Annotated in this window: 19 protein-coding genes; 12 read left to right on the top strand and 7 right to left on the bottom strand. The window is 64.6% G+C overall.

The features are described from left to right. Window positions 1-2: 2 nt before the first annotated feature. On the bottom strand, window positions 3-206 hold the full coding sequence (locus Q0082_RS07825; RefSeq protein WP_298191323.1) for a hypothetical protein: 204 nt from the start codon (window positions 204-206) through the stop codon (window positions 3-5). 95 nt (window positions 207-301) lie between these two features. Between Q0082_RS07825 and Q0082_RS07820 the strand changes: the two genes are divergently transcribed. Continuing rightward, window positions 302-787 carry a GreA/GreB family elongation factor gene (locus Q0082_RS07820; protein WP_298191322.1) on the top strand — a complete coding sequence of 162 codons (486 nt, stop codon included), beginning with the start codon at window positions 302-304 and terminating at the stop codon, window positions 785-787. Window positions 788-889: 102 nt separating this feature from the next. Beyond that, entirely contained in the window at window positions 890-1,720 is an 831-nt protein-coding gene (locus tag Q0082_RS07815) for a diacylglycerol kinase family protein (protein ID WP_298191321.1), read from the top strand. Here Q0082_RS07815 and Q0082_RS07810 read toward each other — a convergent pair. After that, a complete protein-coding gene (locus Q0082_RS07810) occupies window positions 1,701-2,174 on the bottom strand; it encodes a TspO/MBR family protein (RefSeq protein WP_298191320.1) in 474 nt (157 codons plus the stop codon). The two genes, Q0082_RS07815 and Q0082_RS07810, sit on opposite strands and share 20 nt — an antisense overlap. Before the next feature lie 358 nt (window positions 2,175-2,532). Here Q0082_RS07810 and Q0082_RS07805 point away from each other — a divergent pair, with 358 nt between their 5' ends. The 4 genes from Q0082_RS07805 to Q0082_RS07790 are packed head-to-tail and all read left to right on the top strand — an operon-like array spanning window position 2,533 to window position 4,032. Next, complete coding sequence (locus Q0082_RS07805; RefSeq protein WP_298191319.1) at window positions 2,533-3,162, top strand: phosphoglycerate mutase family protein; 630 nt, start codon at window positions 2,533-2,535, stop codon at window positions 3,160-3,162. Then, on the top strand, window positions 3,162-3,344 hold the full coding sequence (locus tag Q0082_RS07800) for a DUF4169 family protein (protein ID WP_298191318.1): 183 nt from the start codon (window positions 3,162-3,164) through the stop codon (window positions 3,342-3,344). Before Q0082_RS07805 ends, Q0082_RS07800 begins: the two co-directional genes overlap by 1 nt. Further along, a complete protein-coding gene (locus tag Q0082_RS07795; protein WP_298191317.1) occupies window positions 3,344-3,547 on the top strand; it encodes a hypothetical protein in 204 nt (67 codons plus the stop codon). Before Q0082_RS07800 ends, Q0082_RS07795 begins: the two co-directional genes overlap by 1 nt. Next, window positions 3,544-4,032 (top strand): hypothetical protein, encoded by a 489-nt coding sequence (locus tag Q0082_RS07790; RefSeq protein ID WP_298191316.1) that lies wholly within the window; start codon window positions 3,544-3,546, stop codon window positions 4,030-4,032. The genes Q0082_RS07795 and Q0082_RS07790 overlap by 4 nt, the downstream gene beginning before the upstream one ends. On the opposite strand, the gene Q0082_RS07785 is transcribed toward Q0082_RS07790, so the two are convergent. Further along, complete coding sequence (locus Q0082_RS07785) at window positions 4,029-4,553, bottom strand: outer membrane beta-barrel protein (protein WP_298191315.1); 525 nt, start codon at window positions 4,551-4,553, stop codon at window positions 4,029-4,031. The genes Q0082_RS07790 and Q0082_RS07785 overlap by 4 nt on opposite strands. 121 nt (window positions 4,554-4,674) lie before the next feature. On the opposite strand from Q0082_RS07785, the gene rlmN reads away from it, so the two are divergent. Further along, window positions 4,675-5,958 (top strand): 23S rRNA (adenine(2503)-C(2))-methyltransferase RlmN, encoded by a 1,284-nt coding sequence (gene rlmN / locus Q0082_RS07780; protein ID WP_298191314.1) that lies wholly within the window; start codon window positions 4,675-4,677, stop codon window positions 5,956-5,958. 6 nt (window positions 5,959-5,964) lie between these two features. Here the strand turns inward: rlmN and Q0082_RS07775 are convergent, their stop codons facing one another. After that, on the bottom strand, window positions 5,965-7,110 hold the full coding sequence (locus Q0082_RS07775; protein ID WP_298191313.1) for a hypothetical protein: 1,146 nt from the start codon (window positions 7,108-7,110) through the stop codon (window positions 5,965-5,967). Between the two features lie 209 nt (window positions 7,111-7,319). Here Q0082_RS07775 and Q0082_RS07770 point away from each other — a divergent pair, with 209 nt between their 5' ends. From Q0082_RS07770 to Q0082_RS07750, 5 genes are all read left to right on the top strand, one after another. After that, on the top strand, window positions 7,320-7,691 hold the full coding sequence (locus Q0082_RS07770) for a glycine zipper 2TM domain-containing protein (RefSeq protein WP_298191312.1): 372 nt from the start codon (window positions 7,320-7,322) through the stop codon (window positions 7,689-7,691). A 96-nt stretch (window positions 7,692-7,787) separates the two neighbouring features. Beyond that, complete coding sequence (locus Q0082_RS07765; protein ID WP_298191332.1) at window positions 7,788-9,032, top strand: cyclopropane-fatty-acyl-phospholipid synthase family protein; 1,245 nt, start codon at window positions 7,788-7,790, stop codon at window positions 9,030-9,032. A 193-nt stretch (window positions 9,033-9,225) separates the two neighbouring features. After that, the gene (locus Q0082_RS07760; RefSeq protein WP_298191311.1) at window positions 9,226-10,095 is read left to right on the top strand and encodes a hypothetical protein; all 870 of its coding nucleotides are present in this window, start codon (window positions 9,226-9,228) and stop codon (window positions 10,093-10,095) included. 99 nt (window positions 10,096-10,194) lie between these two features. Next, complete coding sequence (locus Q0082_RS07755; RefSeq protein ID WP_298191310.1) at window positions 10,195-11,409, top strand: argininosuccinate synthase; 1,215 nt, start codon at window positions 10,195-10,197, stop codon at window positions 11,407-11,409. Window positions 11,410-12,569: 1,160 nt separating this feature from the next. Further along, window positions 12,570-13,637, top strand: coding sequence for a M10 family metallopeptidase C-terminal domain-containing protein (locus Q0082_RS07750; protein WP_298191309.1), 1,068 nt, complete (start codon window positions 12,570-12,572; stop codon window positions 13,635-13,637). Between the two features lie 319 nt (window positions 13,638-13,956). Here Q0082_RS07750 and Q0082_RS07745 read toward each other — a convergent pair whose 3' ends face one another. From Q0082_RS07745 to Q0082_RS07735, 3 genes are all read right to left on the bottom strand, one after another. Then, a complete protein-coding gene (locus Q0082_RS07745; protein ID WP_298191308.1) occupies window positions 13,957-14,382 on the bottom strand; it encodes a CHRD domain-containing protein in 426 nt (141 codons plus the stop codon). 108 nt (window positions 14,383-14,490) lie between these two features. Beyond that, window positions 14,491-15,648: an acyl-CoA dehydrogenase family protein gene (locus Q0082_RS07740; protein ID WP_298191307.1), complete on the bottom strand. Its 1,158-nt coding sequence runs from the start codon at window positions 15,646-15,648 to the stop codon at window positions 14,491-14,493. 86 nt (window positions 15,649-15,734) lie between these two features. After that, window positions 15,735-16,955 (bottom strand): DUF3422 domain-containing protein, encoded by a 1,221-nt coding sequence (locus Q0082_RS07735; protein ID WP_298191306.1) that lies wholly within the window; start codon window positions 16,953-16,955, stop codon window positions 15,735-15,737. Window positions 16,956-17,113: the final 158 nt, after the last annotated feature.

Genomic DNA, 17,113 nt, shown 5'->3' with positions numbered 1-17,113 from the left:
GATCACTCGGGCAGCATGTCCTGCAGACGGGCCAGCAGCTTCTGGATGTTGAGCGCCGCGAGCTTGAAGGTCTCGACGTCCTCCTTGTTGCCGGCCGCGCGAGCTTCCTCGGTCGCCTCGGCATAGCCTTCAAGGTCCGCCTCGAGCGCATCCACCAGGATCTCGAGTTCGTCTTCGGTCAGTGTCAGCGCGATCGTCTTGGCCATGATATCCTCGTCAGAAGCAGTCTGCCCCGCCCTAGGCGCGTGCCCGCAAGGGGGCAACCTTCCCTGCACGGCCATCCACGGCTAGAACGCAATCAATGCAAACAGATGGCAATCCGATCACCCCCGCCGGCATGGCAGCGCTGCGCGCGCGTTACGACCACCTGCTCGGCACCGAACGCCCGGCGATCGTCGAAATCGTCAGCTGGGCCGCGGGCAATGGCGATCGCTCGGAAAACGGCGACTACCTTTACGGCCGCAAGCGCATGCGCGAGATCGACCGGGAGCTCAATTTCCTCAGCCGTCGCATGAAGGCCGCCCGTGTTATCGATCCTGCCCACCAGCCGGACAAGACCCGCGTCCTCTTCGGCGCCACAGTCGAAATTGCGGACGAGGACGACAACCGCATGACGCTGACGCTCGTGGGTGACGACGAACAGGACGCGACAGCCCGCCGGATCGGCTGGAGCGCGCCTATCGCCCATGCCCTTCGCGGCGCTCGCGTGGGCGACCTGCGCAAAGTCAGGCTACCCAGTGGGGAGAAAGAGTGGGAAGTAATGGAGATCACCTTCCCCGAAGGATAGATTCAAGATCCGGGACGACGAATGTTTGAAACCGTCGTTGCTCGATTGCGTTTTCCGTTGGGTGTCTCCGCTCCCCGCCTCCAATCAAAGGAACGACCGCCCATGCACGTCTGGCTCATACTCAATCGGGCATCGCGCGCCGTTGGTGACGATTGGGAGGCCAAGCTGGTGGCGGCCTTCACTGCACGGGATTGGACCGTCTCCGGCACAACCGATTTCCCGAACGAGAAGCTGCCGGAGATCGAGCTACTGAAGGACGTTGATATCGTGGCGGTCGCTTCCGGCGATGGGACGATTAACGCGGTCGTACAGCACCTTGATGATTGGGCGGGCCTCTTTCTCGCCTTGCCGGGTGGCACCATGAACCTGCTCTCCAAGGCTCTTCATGGGCCAGTCGGGCCGGAGGCGATCATCGCGGCGATCGCCGAGCCACCAGAGTCGCGCAGCGTACCGACGGTCGAGTGCGGTCCGCACCGCTCGCTCGTGCGCGTGATCATTGGTCCGGGCGCGAGCTGGGTCCATGCGCGCGAGGCCATCCGTTACAATCGTTGGGCCCGCCTGCGCCGCGCGGTTCGCCTTGCATGGGTGCGCTCGCTCTCGCGGGCGATCCATCTGCGCGACGGATCGCGCCGCTCGCCGGGCTATCGCGCTGTCTTCGTACACCCGGAAGCAGGCGGCCTCTTGGTGATCCGTGTTCGCGCAGCAGGCTGGACCGACGGCGTCCGCCTCGGCTTCACCTATCTTGCGGGGAACTGGGAGACGGCGCGCGGCATCGAGAGCGCCCGGGCCAACGGACTCGCCTTCGTCGCAACACGCCCGGTTTTCGCGCTGTTTGATGGGGAACCTTTGCGTTTGCCGCCCGACGCGGTTCTGCGCGCAGGCGAAACCCGCATCAGGTTCATTGCAACAGCGCCTAGCGAAACGGCGCGTTGAGCCGCACGATCGCCCAGTTCAGCCAAGCGGCGAAGCTTACCCACGCCAGATAAGGCAGGATCAGCTTGGCCGCGAACGGCGAGATCGGCCACAAGCCCACCACCAGTGCCACCAGCGAGCCCCACAGGAACACGACCTCGATCAGCGCCAAGTCCGGCCGCCGCAGCTTGAAGAACAGCGGGCTCCACAGGAGATGGAACAGTGCATTGGTGGCAAACAGGATCACCACACTCGTGCGCGCGGCATCGGTCGTTGCCGCTCCCCACGCCGTCGCCGCAGACCATGCCGCAAGCCCCAGGATCACCGTCCACGCTGGTCCGAACAGCCAGTTCGGCGGTTGCAGCCGCGGCTTCCGCAAGTTCGCATACCAGGGCCCGATCGGCGTCATCAGCCCGCCGACCACGCCGAGCGCGATCGCTCCGCCAGCGGCGACGAGAATAGGAGTAGAAATCACGCGCGTGCGCCGATCATGCCAGAGAGGAGTCCAGCATGGCAGGTTTACACCGCCCGCGACAGGCCTTTCCCACCCGCACCCCTATCGACAGGCCCTTTGCCCTTACGCACTGGCTTCTGCGGCGCGAGCGGACGACTGAGCCGCACCGCCATATCCGCCGGCTACTCCGGCACGCCCACCGGCCGGCTCAGCCTTGCCGGCTTGCCTAGCGCGGGTTCGCCGAGAAACGGCGCAATGTGCGGCAAGGCAATTGGCTTCCCAAGCAGGTATCACCGTCGTCGCTGATGCTTCGACGGTTGGTCGGGAGCCTACCGCTCCCCCCTCGCCATCCGCCAGCCCAACCGCTATCACGCGGCCCATGGCCAGCCCCCGTTTCTTCATCATGCGCCACGGCGAGACCGTCTACAATGCCGCGCGCCGCCTTCAGGCGAACCACATTCACACCCCCCTCACCCGCCTCGGGACCGAACAGGCGCTGGCGATGGGTGTTGCGTTGCGGGGCGCGCTGGGGGATCAGCCGAGTGTCACCCTCCATGTCTCCGAAACCGGCCGCGCGCTGCAGACCATGGCGATGATCGCCGATGTGCTTGGGCTTGACTGGTTTGCCGCGCGGCGCACGCATGATCTCAAGGAGATCGACATGGGCTCCTGGTGCGGACGGCTCTACGACGATGTGGAGGGCGAGGTCGGCCCGATCGTCATTGCCGATCACCTGCTCCGCCCTGCCCCCGATGGGGAGGACTATCCGATGATCGCTGCCCGCCTCGCGAACTGGCTGGACGACGTGGGCGATGCGCCTGGCGATCACATCGTCGTGATGCACGGCATATCGAGCCGAGTGCTGCGCGGGATGATGGCGGGCTATCCGGAACACCCCGAACTAGGCGCGCCGATTGCCCCCTCGCTCGTGCAAGGCTCGATCGCGCTCGTTCAGGATGGCCGCGAAACCGTGCTGTTCGGCTCCGAACGCGGCAGCGAGCACGCCTGATGGGCGAGATCGTCAACCTCCGCCTCGCCCGCAAGGCCGCCGCGCGCAAAGCCAAGGAGGCCGAAGCCGCTGCCAATCGTCTCGCCCACGATCGCACCCGAGCCGAGCGCGAAACAACCAAGGCAGAAGCCGAACGCAGCGCTCGCCTGCTCGATGGCGCCCGGCGCGAGGGCCACGACTGATGCGCTCGACGCACGAAAGCGCAAGTGTCCGCCTTTACCATCTCAGCGACGGCCCGGAAGGCGGTGCGGCGCAGACCTTGCTCTACGGCACCCTCGCCGAAGCCCTCGCGCTTGCCGCACAGCAACCCGAAGAGATCCAGGCCGACCTGTTCATCGCAACCGACAACGACGTTGTTGCCTATCTCGATCTGGTGGATCCATGAGGCGCGTAGCTCTGGCCGGCGCCCTGATCCTCGCCGCGCCCTCTGTGCTGGCGCGTGACAGCCTCGGCATCTGGAACAACTGGGGCGCCTTCTCCGATGCGGGCGTCCCGCGCTGCTATGCCATCGCCATGGCCGACAAGGTCGAGGGCCGCGTCAACGAGTTTCAGCCCTATTTCACCGTCGGCACCTGGCCGCGCCGCGGCGCGCGCGGCGAGATTCATGTGCGCCTTTCGCGCAAGATCGGACCGGGCAGCGTGGTCACCCTCGCACTTGCGGGGCAACGCTTCCCGCTTGTCGCCGGGGCAGCGGATGCCTGGGCGGCAGACCAGCGGATGGACGCCGCCATCGTCGCCGCCATGCGCTCGGCCTCGACCATGAGCATCACCGCCAGGACCGCGGCCGGTCGGACCTTTACCGACGTTTACACGCTGGCCGGCGCCGCCTCCGCGATGGACGCGGCCATGCTGGGCTGCGCGCAGAACTAGAACCTGAGCCCGACACCACCGAGGAACTGCTGCCCGCGGACCGTGCGCCCGTAGTCGGAAAAGCGGTACTCCGCCCGGACGAAAAGGCGCTGCGTCACATCGACCTCGCCGCCGCCGCCCACGGTCCAGCCACTGCCGTGGAATGCACTGCCGGTGTCGTAGGTCACCTCGTGATAGGCATAGCCGCCGCGGACAAAACCGCGCAGACCGCTGGTCACCGGCACCGCAAGCCGGACAGCCGCCGAGGCAAACACACCCTGATTGGCGCGGCGGGTGCCGACGATCTGGTTCGCACTCGAACCACCCAGATCGCCCTCCACGCCGGCGATCACCGGGCCAAGCTGCCAATCGTAGCCAAGCTGCCCGCCGTAATAGAACCCGTCGCTCGCCCCGCTGCCCGGCGCACCATCGGTGCGTTCAAGGCCGGCGAGCGCAGTCGCCCTCCAGCCGGTGGGGTCTGCCAGTACAGGCGAAGCGCTCGCGGCAAGAAGAGCGGCGGCGGCAAGCACGAGGCGGTGCATGATGTGATGCCTTGGCAGGAGAAGCACTGCACCGGGGTTCGCGCCAGATCGGGCATTCGTTACAAGCAAGTACGCTCACGCCTTTCCGCGCCGGTTTGCACGGGCGCGCGCTTGCCCCTATATGCGCGCGATGCAGATCACCCCCATGCCGATCCCGGGACATATCGATCCCGTGCCCGTCCCTCGTGAGGTGACGCCGCGTGCTGATGGGCGCGTGGATCTCATCGGCCTCAGCCGCAAGCAGATCATTGCAGTCTTCGAAGACGCCGGGCTCGATGCCAAGGCCGCCAAACTGCGCGCCAAGCAGGTCTTCCACTGGCTCTACCACCGCGGCGTGACCGATTTCGAGGCGATGACCGACATCGCCAAGACGATGCGCCCCTGGCTGGCGGAACGCTTTGTTATCGGGCGGCCCGATGTTGTCGAGGCGCAGGTGTCCAGCGACGGCACGCGCAAGTGGCTGCTGCGCACCGCCGACAACCACGATTTCGAGATGGTGTTCATCCCCGATGCAACGCGCGGCACGCTCTGCGTCTCGAGCCAGGTCGGCTGCACACTCAACTGCCGCTTCTGCCACACCGGCACCATGCGCCTCGTGCGCAATCTCACGCCGGGCGAGATCGTCGGCCAGGTCATGCTTGCACGCGATGTGCTGGGCGAATGGCCGCGCGGCTCGATGGCCAGTCCGGATACGGATCAAGGCCTTGATTTTGACGATGCGGATGACGACGAAACCTCGGACTACACGCCCGACGGCCGTTTGCTCACCAATATCGTGATGATGGGCATGGGCGAGCCGCTCTACAATTTCGATCACGTGCGCGATGCACTCAAGGTGGTGATGGACGGCGACGGCCTCGCACTCTCGAAGCGCCGTATCACGCTCTCGACCAGCGGCGTGGTGCCAATGATGGCCCGCGCGGGCGAGGAAATTGGCGTCAACCTCGCCGTTTCACTCCACGCGGTGACGAAGGACGTGCGCGACGAGATCGTGCCGATCAACCGCAAATACGGGATCGAGGAACTGCTGCAGGCCTGCGCCGATTATCCCGGCGCGTCCAATGCACGCCGCATCACGTTTGAGTATGTGATGCTGAAGGATAAGAACGACCGCGACAGCGATGCGCACGAACTGGTCCGCCTGATCAAGCAGTACGGCCTCCCCGCCAAGGTGAACCTGATCCCGTTCAATCCCTGGCCGGGCGCGCCTTATGAATGCTCGACGCCCGACCGGATCCGCAAGTTTGCCGAAATTGTCTTCAATGCGGGCATCTCCGCGCCGGTTCGCACGCCGCGCGGCCGCGATATCGATGCTGCATGCGGACAGCTCAAGACCGCGGCCGAGCGCAAATCCCGCGCCGAGCTCGACCGACTGCTCGAAGAGAAGCAGGCCGCGCTCGGCTAACGGCGATCAGCTCGCGGAAAAGCTGCTCGAAAGGCGGAACACGCTTTGCGCAGCTGCGCCGTTGACGTAGCGCACGCGGTAAAGCGTGGCGGTACCGACCGCCCCGCACATTCGCACGGCGATGTTGGCCGCCCCCCCGGCTGCCACCGCCTGGCTCAGAATGGGCTGGTAGGTGGCACCCGTATCCAGCGACTGGTCGATGAATAGCGTTCCCGCCTGATCGGCGAAGGCCGTTGCCGCGAAGAACTCGTACTGCGCGGCGCTGTTGGCCCGGCCCGTGCCGGTGAACGTGGCCGAAGCCGCAAGCGCGGTCGTGCTATCGGTAAAGCCCGTCCCCAGATTGACAATGCCGGAAATCGTCGCCGTGCCCGATACCGCAACGCTACCAATGCCCGAAGAGCCTGCCGCGAGCGAGACACCGGTTGCCGGTGCGACTTGTTGCTTCTGGCTGAGGACGACCGAGACCGTGCCGCTGGTGTAAGTCGATACCCGCGCCCGCACAAACGCCGCCGAGGAGACGTAGGAATACACACCGGAGACCGTCGAGGTCGTAGCCGGCGCTGCCGTGGGTGAAGCTGCGGCAACGACCGGAAGCGTAACCCAGTTGGTCCCGTCGTTCGACTGCTCGTAGGTGACCGTGCAGGTCGTGCCTGCATTCGTCACATGAAACGACCCACCCATGTAGAGATTGTTGCTCGCCGAAACCACGGTGCTGGCCGAGGTTACGCTGCCCGCGATGGTCGCCCCTTCGCTGCACGAGCGATAGATCGCCGAAAGCCAGCCGGTGAGGCCGGTGCCACCGGTCGGCATTGTCGTGCCGGTAATCGCGGCAGCGCCGGGTTCGAGACTGGCGAGATCGCTTGCCATGCCAACCGATAGACTGGCTGCTGCAGGGCGCGCGCCGAGACTTGCCGGGAGCTGGCCCGAAATCGCCGTGAGCGAAGCATTCGTCGCAGACTGGTTGGCGGAAGTTGCGGCACCTGCCGGCAGGGGCAGGCTCACGGCGCTGACAGCCTGCGTGCCGGTTCCCGTGACCGTGACGGGCAGCGGCGCTGCCACGCTTACGGTCTGTGCGGTTCCATCGGCGTTGGTGAAGGCGACGGCGTTGGCGGGCGTGAACAGCGCGGGAAAGGTAACGGGGGGATTGGGCATGCGATCTCTCCAGAAAGACAGGGAAGGCCGGCGTTCAACTAACCTATTTGGTTCTTGTAGGAAAGTTCTCTGATCCAATCCTGCGTTTCGTCGCGCTCCCGCCCCAAGTCGTCGCCTTTGCCGCGGCGTTCACGTGCGGTTGGGCATCCTGCAGACAGGGTAGCAGGCACTAGACCGTCACCCTCAGCAAACCGAAAGGATGCTCTGTCATGAATAAGTTCATCATCGCCGCGACCCTCGCCGCCACGGCGCTTGGTGCTGCACCGGCGCTTGCCGATCCGCCCTACTGGGCACCTGCCCATGGTCGCCGCGCCCACAACGCCGAGTACGACCGCTATGGCCGCTACGCGGAGCCGCGCCCGCTCACCAGCCGTGACCGTGTCTGGCGCGGCCGCGACGGCCGCTACTACTGCAAGCGCAGCAACGGCACGACCGGCCTCGTAATTGGCGCGGTCGGCGGCGCGCTGGTCGGCCGCACGATCGATACCCGCGGTGACCGCACGCTTGGCACGCTGCTGGGCGCGGCAGGCGGCGCGCTGCTCGGGCGCGAGATCGAACGCAGCGGTTCGCGCTGCCGCTGATGCATCGCTCTTATGCGCCGCGTGGCTTGCCCACGCGGCGCCGGCGGGCCATAGGCCGAGATATAGGTTAACCGGTCAAAGAGGTCGCCGATGTCCATGTTTTTGCTTGATGCCGCGCTGCGCCGTCTGGTGAGGTACGGAACCTTGACCCTTACGGAGGCCTCGGGCCGCCAACGCCACTACGGCACTGCAACCCCGGGTTGGCCCGATCTCGGCCTCAAGCTCCATGATGCGCGCGTACCCGGCGCCATTGCCCGCAACCCCAGCCTCGGCATGGCCGAATGCTTCATGGATGGCCGGGTCACGATCGAGAACGGCGACATCATGGATTTCGTCGGCTTCATCCGCCGCAACAATCCCTGGGAAAAGGGCGGCGATCTCGACAACCTCAACCTGTTCGACAAGGCGCGCGTGGCGATCACGGGGCGTCTCGACCAGATCAACCAGCGTCGCTCCTCGAAGCGTAACGTGGCGCACCACTACGATCTCGACGACCGCCTCTACGACCTCTTCCTCGATCCCGCGCGCCAGTATTCCTGCGCCTATTGGGATAAAGGCGTCACCACGCTCGAGGAAGCCCAGATCGCCAAGATGGACCACATCGCGGCCAAGCTCGATTTGAAGCCTGGCATGCGCGTGCTCGATATCGGCTGCGGCTGGGGCGGTCTGGCGCTCCATCTTCACAAGATCTCGGGCGCCTCGATTCACGGCATTTCGCTCAGCGTCGAACAGATCGGCTACGCCAAGGCCTGGGCGGAGCGCGAAGGCGTCGCAGACAAGGTCACCTTCAGCCTCACCGATTACCGCGACCAGCAAGGTCCGTTTGACCGCATCGTCTCAGTCGGCATGTTCGAGCATGTCGGCGTGCCAAACTACGAAACCTTCTTCCGCAAGTGCCACGATCTGCTCGCGGTGGACGGGGTGATGCTGCTCCACACCATCGGCCGGTCGGGCCCGCCCAACATCACCGACGATTTCACGCGCAAATACATCTTCCCCGGCGGCTACATTCCTTCGCTGAGCGAGACGGTGAAGGCGATCGAGCCGTGCAAGCTCATGCTCACCGATTGCGAGATCCTGCGCCGCCATTACGCGCTCACCTTGCGCGAATGGTACAAGCGCTGCGCCGAGCAGGAGGAGACGATCACCCGTATCTACGACGGGCGCTTCTTCCGCATGTGGCAGTTCTATCTCGCTGGCGCCGCGACGGGCTTTGAACATGCCGATCTGGTCAATTTTCAGCTCCAGATCGTGCGTAACCGCGATGCCCTGCCGCTTACGCGCGACTACATCCACGAGACCGAGCTGGCCTACCGCGATGCGCGCCGCAGCCCCGCCTGAACCGGCCAGCACTTAAGTTCCGCGACTTCCGGCGTCCCCATGCGGGACACCAGCACACCGCAGAACGCGGCACCATCGTCATACTGTCGCAAGGTGAGACAGGGGCGCCAGACCTTGCGCGCGGCGGCTGTTGCAATCGCCCCTCTGAACGACGACGCTCAGGCCAATTGCAAACCAATCAAGGTCCTCTCCGATGCGCCGTTCATCGTTCGCTTCGTCTCTGCGCGGTATTCCTGCTGCTCCGGCCCCGGCGAGGCCCGTCTCGATTGCGCCGGGCGTCGACTACCAGCTTGGCCCAGACGCGACCGATCTTGTCGTTAGCACCGGCGACGCTGCAGGTCGCCGCGCTATCCTGACCGGCAACGCGCTCGACAACACGATAGTCGGCAGCCTTGCCGACGAGACGATCCGCGGCCTTGCCGGAAATGACACGATCGTCGGCGGTGGTGGCCGCGACATCCTGCTCGGCGGCCGGGGCAACGATACCCTCGTCGGCGGCGACGGTGCCGACCGCCTTACCGGCAGTGAAGGCAATGACGTGCTCGTTGGCGGCGGCGGCAACGACAGCCTCAACGGCGGCGACGGCAATGATGTGCTGGCCGGCGGCGCTGGACGCAACATCCTGATCGGCGGTGCCGGTGACGACACTTTCTCCTCCGATGGCTTTACGCGGGTGACAGGCGGCACCGGTATCGATCATTTTCAGAACGGCACGACAGGCGGCTGGCGGTTCATCTATACGTCGGCAGCAGATTCCACGCCCGGTGCCCTCGATATCTTTGACAACTTCCGCGCTTATGACCCGGCGCACCCGCGCGCGCACGACGTGATCGATCTGTCCGCCATCGATGCAGACACCACCCAATCCGGCAACCAGCAGTTCAGTCTCGTTGGCGGTCCTACCGGCCACGCGGGCGAACTCTGGTACTACCGCATCTATATCGGCGCTGGTGAAGACGGCTACGTGCTCAGCCAGATCTTTGGCGATGTGAACGGTGATGGCGTGGCCGATCTGGAAATCCGCGTCCCCGCCATTATCGCTGACCAGAACCTGATCCTCTGATCGACGGACCTGACACAGCAAGCAGGGCGGTTGCACCGCAGAGCAGGCCCTGCTAGCCGCCGCGCCATTCCTTGCACTGTCCACGGGAACTTGGCTGCCATGTCCGAAATCAAGCGCGTCGTCCTCGCCTACTCTGGCGGTCTCGATACCAGCGTCATCCTCAAGTGGCTGCAGGTGACCTACGGTTGTGAGGTCGTCACCTTCACCGCCGATCTCGGACAAGGTGAAGAGCTGGCTCCCGCCCGCGCCAAGGCCGAACTGATGGGCGTGAAGCCCGAGCACATCTACATCGACGACCTGCGCGAGGAGTTCGTGCGGGATTTCGTCTTCCCGATGATGCGCGCCAATGCCCGCTACGAAGGCGATTACCTGCTCGGCACCTCGATCGCGCGCCCGCTCATTTCCAAGCGTCTGATCGAGATCGCGCGCGAAACCGGCGCCGATGCCGTTGCACATGGCGCTACCGGCAAGGGCAACGATCAGGTCCGCTTCGAGCTTTCGGCTTATGCGCTCGAGCCGGGGATCAAGGTCATCGCTCCTTGGCGCGAATGGGACCTGACCTCCCGCACCGCGCTGATCGCCTGGGCCGAAGAACACCAGATCCCGGTGCCCAAGGACAAACGCGGCGAAAGCCCGTTCTCTACCGATGCGAACCTCCTGCACACCTCGTCCGAGGGCAAGGTGCTCGAGGATCCGTGGCAGGAAACGCCGGACTACGTCTACAGCCGCACGGTGAACGCGGAGGACGCGCCGGACACGCCCGAATACATCACCATCGACTTCGAGAAGGGCGACGGCACCGCGCTCAATGGCGAGGCGATGTCGCCCGCCACCCTGCTCGCCGCGCTCAACGATCTCGGCCGCAAGCACGGCATCGGCCGCCTCGATCTCGTCGAAAACCGCTTCGTCGGCATGAAGAGCCGCGGAATGTACGAAACTCCCGGCGGCGAGATTTACGCCCGCGCGCACCGCGGCATCGAGAGCATCACGCTCGACCGCGGCGCGGCGCACCTCAAGGACGAGCTCATGCCGAAATACGCAGAGCTCATCTACAACGGCTTCTGGTTCAGCCCTGAGCGAGAGATGCTGCAGGCCGCGATCGACCACAGCCAGTCCAAGGTGAACGGCACTGTCCGCCTCAAGCTCTACAAGGGCAACGCCTCGGTCGTCGGCCGCAAGTCGCCTGACAGCCTCTACTCGGAGCGCCACGTGACGTTCGAGGACGATGCCGGCGCCTACGACCAGAAGGACGCGGCGGGCTTCATCAAGCTCAACGCCCTGCGCCTTCGGCTCCTGGCGCAGCGCGGGAACTAAGCCCCGCCACGAATCGTCACAAAACTAAAATATCGGCGTTTCCGCAGCTTGCGGAGTTGTCCACTTGGCATTGCACTGCCTGTGGATAACTTTGCATTTTTCTGCTTGTGCGACTCACCGACGAGGCGCAGCATCTGCCTTGTCGAGAGGGAAACGAAGCCTGAAAGAAGCGCTGCAAGGCACTGATTAAAGGCATAAATTTTCCAATCGGATCGGACTGGAAAGTTTGCAATGAAACCATTTCCGACGTGCTGAGGCGCGTTCTGGAGGTAGCGGACTGCAAACCGGAAGGACCGGTTCCGGAGGCCGGAACGGCGTCCCGAAGCAAGGCTGAAACGGCAGGGCCGATGGTCGCAAGACCAGAAGCAAAGTCGGTAGAAGCGGATGCGAGGGGCAGCACGCCGGGACGTGCGGAAGGGCCCTTTTCCCCTTGGGGGATCCGTCCGAAGGCAAAACCCGCAAGGGAGGTGCCGGAGGGAGCGGTGCCCGGAGGAAGGAGAAGGAAACACGCCAGCAGCAGCGGCGAACGCGGCAACGCGGGAGCGGCGGCAACGGCACCAGCGACTGCCAGGCCCATGCGGTCAGGAACTGCGGACGCCGCAGTACCAGGCGCCCGGTCAGGAACGGCAAGCCCGCCCAGCGGGATGGCCGGAAATGCAGGGCAGACCGGAAGAACCCTGTTCCGAAAGGAGGGGGGCTCCGAAGGGCAGGGAACGGCGGAAGGACGCGGTGAGCTCAGGCGCTGGAAAGCGAGAGTGCCAGCAGCGGCGACAGTGGGGGCCGGCAGCAATGCCGGCCCCCATTTGGTTCTGGGGCATTGCTGTCGGGAGCATTGGCGGCAATCTTGGAAGAGCCTTTGCGGCGCGAAGTTGACACGGTTGACACAGTCCCGAGCACAAAGCGTCCCTGACCCCGCGCCCCATCCGCCCCCGTCGATAGGGGCGCCCAAAGACGGAATTGCGTTGGATTCGCCGGCACTGGAGCATCATGCTGCAAGACCGTCACTGTAGGACAGCGCAAAGCGGGGCATAGACACATCTGCTACCTCTCCGAGCGGATGATGGTATGTGCAGAGGTCGTCGCAGCTTGGGCGAGGTTCACCACGTATTCAGCGGAATAGAGCGATCTCAACGTTCACCAGGGGGCACCTGGAGACACGTATGGCCCGCATATTCGACGGAACGACCTATTCCGATACCATATACGCCACCAACGGCGATGACGACGTCTATGGCTATGCCGGCGACGACGATCTCTTTGGACTTGGCGGCAACGACTACCTCGATGGCGGTCGGGGCGATGACCACCTTTACGGCGGCAGCGGCAGCGATGTGCTGATCGGCGGAACCGGCACCAACGATCTATGGGGCGGAGCCGGCTACGATTTTTTCGTGATGAGCGCGAGGGACTGGTCCGGCTACTCTGACGACCTGGTGAGGGACTTCACCCTCAATGTCGACCGCGTGGATCTTTCGGCCTGGGGCGTCACCGATTTCAGCCAGGTCAAGGCCTTGCTCGAAACGGACAGCTATGGCGATGCCACGATCAACGCTTTCTTCGCCGGCTACGATCACGTGCTGACCTTGGACGGAATCGCAACGAACCAGCTGCTCGCCAAGGATTTCATCTATGCCAATCCATCGGCGCTGAACCAGACCGGGACGGGCTATGACGACGTGCTGTTCGGCTCACGCTATGCCGATACGCTTCGCGGCGCTGGCGGAAATGACAATCTACTGGGCGGCATGGGCAATGACTACCTGACCGGCGATCGCGGCAATGACCTGATCGTGGGCGGCGCGGGCAACGACTCGCTTTATGGCGGCATCGGCAGCGACTGGCTGCGCGGAGATGCCGGCGCCGATCTGCTGGTCGGTGGAACAGGCCGTGATTTCATGGAAGGCGGGGCGGGTGCGGACTTGTTCCGTTTCGGCAAATACGACCTATCGGGCAGCACGCCGGACACGGCCGACGCGATCTATGATTTCAACCCGGCAGCAGGTGATCGGATCGACCTCTCCCCGATCGATGCCCGCGTGGGCGGTGCCGACAATGCGTTCACATTCATCGGCGCGGCAGCGTTCTCGGGCGTTGCGGGCCAGTTGCATTACCAGTTTGCCAGCGGCGACACGCTCGTGAGCGGCGATACGAATGGCGATCGGGTGGCGGATTTCATGATCGTGATCAGCGGAACCATGACGCTTTACGCATCCGACTTTTTCCTCTGATCCTTCCTGCCCGAGTGATCGCGCCGTTGGTCAGTAATGACTGATGGCAGGGGCTGGTGCGTTGGCACGGTCGACCTGAAGAATACGGCTACCGTTTCAGATAAGGGAAGGCATCTTGCCCTCCCTTATCTGAAATGCCTGACAGGCCCGCCATTTCCACCCCGGTCTCATGCGTACGGCGCGGCGCCCAATCTCTCCCGCCTCCACCGCCCGCTGCAAGGCTCCTACTTTCCGGCAAAGACGAGCCGGATGCGCCCTGAATACCTCTTCGGCTGCCGGTCGCTGCCAGTGCCGGCCGGTAGCACCAGCCAGTGGCGCTTCAGCCTTTCGCCAGCTGTCCCCGCACCGCGCCGCCGGGGAAGTCTGCAGTGTGGATATTGACGTAGAACCCGGCGGGATTGTCGACGATCGGCTTCAGCTTGGCGGGCTCCACCGCGATGCACATGTCGCTACCCTTGCCGGTGACGTCCATCGTGATGACAGGTGCGCCGTTGGTGCCAGCAGCGCCAGTGTGGACGTGGGCCATCGTGGGCGCGGATATCTTCTCACCATAGAGCGTGTAGCAGAAGTCGCCGGTTTCGGTGTTGATCTCCACGCGGAAGGCGCCGTTGCCTTCGGGCGCGCCCCCTCCGACTTCATTCGCGCCAGAAAGGTTGGCCGTGAGGACCAACGTTTCAGCGGCTGCGGCCACGGGGGCGAGCATGAGAGTGGCAGCACTTGCCAACAGCAGCAGGTTCCTTGTCATCGCATCTTCTCCAGTCCTGGCGGCATGTCCACCGCCTGTAGACTCGGCGATGGATCCCCCGCGCTGGAGCGATCCTACGCCTCCACGTTCCCTGCGCAAAGGCTTGTTTCAGAAGCTCTTCGGCAGGCCCAGCACGTGCGTCGCCACATGGCTGAGGATGAGATTCGAGGAGATTGGCGCGACCTGATAGAGGCGGGTTTCGCGGAACTTGCGTTCAATGTCATATTCCTCGGCGAACCCGAAGCCGCCATGGGTCTGCACGCACATGTCCGCCGCGAACCACGAGGCTTCGGAGGCGAGCAGTTTGGCCATGTTGGCTTCGGTGCCGGCGCCCTCCCCCGCGTCGAACTTCGCGGCGGCGTCGGCCACCATCTGCGCGGCGGCGGTGGTCTGGATATAGGCGCGGGCGATGGGGAACTGGACGCCCTGATTCTGGCCGATCGGGCGGCCGAAGACGGAGCGTTCCCTGGCATAGGCGCTGGCGCGATCGATGAAGAAGCGCGCGTCGCCGATGCATTCGGAGGCGATGAGGATGCGCTCGGCGTTCATGCCGGAGAGGATGTAGCGGAAGCCCTCACCCTCCTTGCCGATCAGGTTGTCGGCAGGCACCGAAAGATCATCGAAGAAGAGCTCGGTCGTCGCGTGGTTGAGCATGGTGCGGATGGGACGGATGGTGAGGCCATCGCCGACTGCCTCGCGCATGTCGACAAGTAAGACGCTCATGCCCTCCGTCGGGCGGGCGCAGTCCTCGCGCGGGGTCGTGCGCACAAGGAGAACCATGAGATCGGAATGTTCGGCGCGGCTGATCCAGATCTTCTGGCCGTTGACCACATAGCGGTCGCCATCCTTGCGGGCGAACGTGGTGAGGCGCGTGGTATCGGTGCCGCTGGTGGGTTCGGTCACGCCGAAGGCCTGGAGGCGCAGGTCTCCGCGCGCGATGGCGGGGAGGTAGCGGTCCTTCTGTTCCTCGGAACCGTGGCGCAGAAGCGTGCCCATCGTGTACATCTGCGCGTGGGCCGCGCCGCCGTTGCAGCCGGAGCGGTGGACTTCCTCGAGCACGGCCGTCGCTGCAGCAAGGCCGAGGCCGGAGCCGCCGTAAGCCTCGGGAATAAGGACGGAGAGCCAGCCTTCCTGCGCCAGCGTGGTCACGAACTCTGTGGGGTACTTGCGATCACGGTCGAGCGCCTGCCAGTAGCTGCCGGGGAAGCGAGCGCAGAGCTTGCGTACGCCTTCGCGCAGGTCTGCAAAGGTCTCTTCATCGGCCATCGCTCTGTTCTCCCGGAAACGCTAATCGGGCATGGCTATTGCCTGCCTTTCACGCGCCGTAAAGCGGGTCCGGAGGTGCAATTTTGCTAGTCTGCGCCGAGGCGGCTGCGTTCGCGGCGCAAGTAGACGAAGAGCATGATGAACACGGGGACAATCACGAGCGCGGCGAAGATATCATGCTCCACATGGACGCCGAACAGCGCAAGGCCGCCGCTGAGATAGGCAAGCAGCGAGACCGCGTAGTAGGTGATGGCGACGGTGGAGAAGCCTTCGACGAGGTGCTGGAGGCGCAGCTGGGTGCGGGTCGCGCTTTCCAGCGATTTGAGCAGCTGGGCGTTCTGGTCCTCGATCCGCGTCTCGATCCGGGTGCGCAGCAGCGAGGTGAGCTGGGCAGATCGCTCGGCGAGTTCCTGCTGGCGGCGCACCACGGTCTCGCACGTGCGGATCGCGGGATAGAACCGGCGCTGGGTAAAATCGGCGAGGCTGGCAAAGCCGGGGATCGGGACAGGCGCGAGGGTGGCGAGGCGTTCATCGACCAGCCGGGCGTAAGCGGCGGTAGCGCTCAGGCGATAGCGCGAGTCGCTGGCGATGGTGCCAAGCTCGAGCGACATCGCGCAGAGAGCGTCGAGCAGTTCGTTGTCCGAAGTCTCGTCCGAATCGAGGCGACGGCCGAACGCGCGCAGTTCCTCTTCCGCGGCATCGAGTTTGATCCAGCATGCACGCGCGACGGGAAGGCCAAGGAGCGCCATGTTGCGGTAGTTGCCGAGTTCCTGCAGCGACTGGACCGCGCGCGCGAGATCGACCGGGCCCAATTGGCCTGCGGCGACGACGAGGCGGCCATAACCTTCCTCCTTGATGCGGAAATCCGAGGAAAGCCGCGCGCCGCCACCGAAATCGCAGCAGACGAGCTCTGCGGGATCGATATCGAACTCGGCCATGCGGGCCGCGGCCGCAGCGGGTTCGGCTTCGATATCGATGAGCGTGGCGCGCAGCACTTCGCCCGGCGCGCTTTCGGCCCAGGCGCGGGCTTCGGCAAGCAGCGGCGCATCGGGGCTGGCGAAGACGGTCAGGGTGGTCGCCTCGCTGTGGCGCTCCCACGTGAAGAGCAGTCCTTCCGCGAGAATTCCCTGCATATGGCGCTGGCCGGGTTCGGCCGCGAAAGCGGGGCCACCGCGAAAGGGGGGCAGGCCTTCAGAGGGACCGAGACGGAGGATCTGCACGATCGTCATCGGCGGAGTGATCGGCGGCCAGCGCCGCAAATGCATCTCGCCGACAATTTCGCGCCGGAGCTTGTGCTCGTTCAACATCGCTTCAAGCACTCCTCCCCGGCCGCGCGCGGCGTCTCGCATAGTCTTTCACAGCACACTTGCCGTTACAACCCGCATAGTCCAGATTGGTTGACACTATGAACCGCTTCCCCTTCTCCGCCATCGTCGCGCAAGACGAAATGAAGCAGGCCCTGCTG

This window comes from Novosphingobium sp., from assembly GCF_027489515.1.
GTDB lineage: Bacteria > Pseudomonadota > Alphaproteobacteria > Sphingomonadales > Sphingomonadaceae > Novosphingobium.
The sequence above is the reverse complement of the archived record's forward strand: the minus strand, read 5'-3'. Positions and strand labels throughout refer to the sequence as shown.